At 57.2% G+C, this 1,807-nt stretch carries 2 protein-coding genes; both read left to right on the plus strand.

The window, feature by feature from the left end:
• The coding region (locus HW554_RS20080; RefSeq protein ID WP_176910309.1) for a hypothetical protein at positions 1-1,551 on the plus strand (1,551 nt) is incomplete at its 5' end.
• Between the two features lie 2 nt (positions 1,552-1,553).
• On the plus strand, positions 1,554-1,807 hold a 254-nt coding region (locus tag HW554_RS20085; RefSeq protein WP_176910310.1), incomplete at its 3' end, for a hypothetical protein.

Raw genomic sequence — 1,807 nt, forward strand, 5'->3', positions numbered from 1 at the left:
AGCCTGATTGCCGAGGAAGAGCTGGTGCCCGGCCGGCAGTACGAAATCGTGCGCGGCGCGGCCGGCAACGTCTTTACCCGGGTGCTGGGCGACAGCGGCTCGCGGCTCGATTCGCTGGTGGCTTGGCTGAATCCGGCTACCGGGGCAGCGGAGCCGGCTATATACGACGTGGTGGCCGATACGGTTAGCCCGCTGCCCACCGGCGACGGCGGCCCCGGCGGCGACGTAACCAAAGCCTACGTAGACGCGGCCGATGACGCGCTGGAAGAACTTATATCCGCGGTTAAAGCTGTTACAGCGGAATGGGCACCCGGCCCGCAAAAGAAATACGCATTTGTCGTTTTCGAGGGGCTGCTATACCTAACGCTGAACGACCTGCTAAACGGGCAAAGTTCGCCCCCCGGCAATACTGCCAACTACAAGCCATTAGGCGAAAGCGAAGCCGTAACGCAAGCAATATCCGACCTGCAAAACAACGCACCGTACAAGCCAAGCGGAACGACAAAAATACTTTGGGTGCATGGCTACGGACAAACAGAATCGGGCGTAAGAGGCAACCCGCACAAACCGTTCCCGACTATTCAGGACGCATATAATGCGGGGCAAGATGAGGATATTATGCTGATAATGCCGGGCGGTTCTGGAGCGGTAGAAAACGGCTTTCCAGCATACGGGAACGGCGGCTCTTTGCTATTTGAGAAAAGAATACGGGTTTACTGTATGCCCGGCGTAAATATTAACATATCAATAAACGCCGGAAACTTTGCAGGCAATTTAATTGACTTTCGCTTTTATTGGAAGGGCGGGAATTTCTATCAATTCCTAGTCGGTTTCCGTCAGGCCACAACAATGGCCCGCTATACCGTAGAAGATGCAAATTTTCGAAAAGGCGGGTATGTGTATTGTTTTGGCGCTGGTAATTTCGGAACGCACAGCACAGAGTTTGTTTTGCGCGGTTGCCGATTCTTTACTGATGCATTAGGTAGCCCCGGCGTTTTGGTAACGCACCGGGACGATATGGGTCCAAATCTTGTTTATTTGGACTCCTGTTTAATTGATTCAAAACAGGGTCCAGGTGTTCTTTTTGTTGGTCGCTCTGATAAAGCCGGTAAGGTGTTTTTGCAAGGTGCTACTGAAATACGTTCGGCAACTAAAACGCAAACCAATGTGTCTAACCCCAACGGCTCACAGCAAACAGAAAGCGAATGGCTAATTGACCAACGGCCGTTTGTTGGCGGCGGCGGCGAAGACCCGCGCAAGGACCTGGCCACCGAATCGGGCCGGCGCACGAGCAATTTACGGCGCGAGGGCCGCTGCGCCCTGTCCAATATTGTGCTGGCTGAAAACGCCGCCTCCATTGCCGGGCAGCTTATTCAGGCCGGCGCGGCAATGGAGGCGGCCCGCAACGGCACCCCGGCCGCCGTGGCGGCGGCCCTGAACGCCGATGTGGCCGCGCTCAGCGATGCCAGCCTCTACACCATCCGCCTGATCACCACGCCCGCCGTCAGCGGCAACCCCTCGGCCGTGCTGCTCACTGTTTTACCCGCCTAAGTATGCAAACTGTTTTCTCCAGCGCCGAACCGTTCCTGCCCTTCGGTGCGCTTTCCATCGACAAGACGCGCTACGCCTTTTTCGGCCTCTCGGACAGCGCCGGCAACACCGGAGCGCAGTGGCTGGATGAATCCGGCAAGGCCAACCACTTCACCACCCCCGCGCCCTTCGCTCTCGTCGCGGACAGTAGCGGGCAGACCGTGTTTCGGGCCAGCGACGAGAGCGGGGCCTTTTTCAACACGCCCCTTGCATCGCC

Origin of the sequence: Hymenobacter lapidiphilus, from assembly GCF_013377885.1 — a bacterium.
Taxonomy (GTDB): Bacteria; Bacteroidota; Bacteroidia; order Cytophagales; family Hymenobacteraceae; genus Hymenobacter; species Hymenobacter lapidiphilus.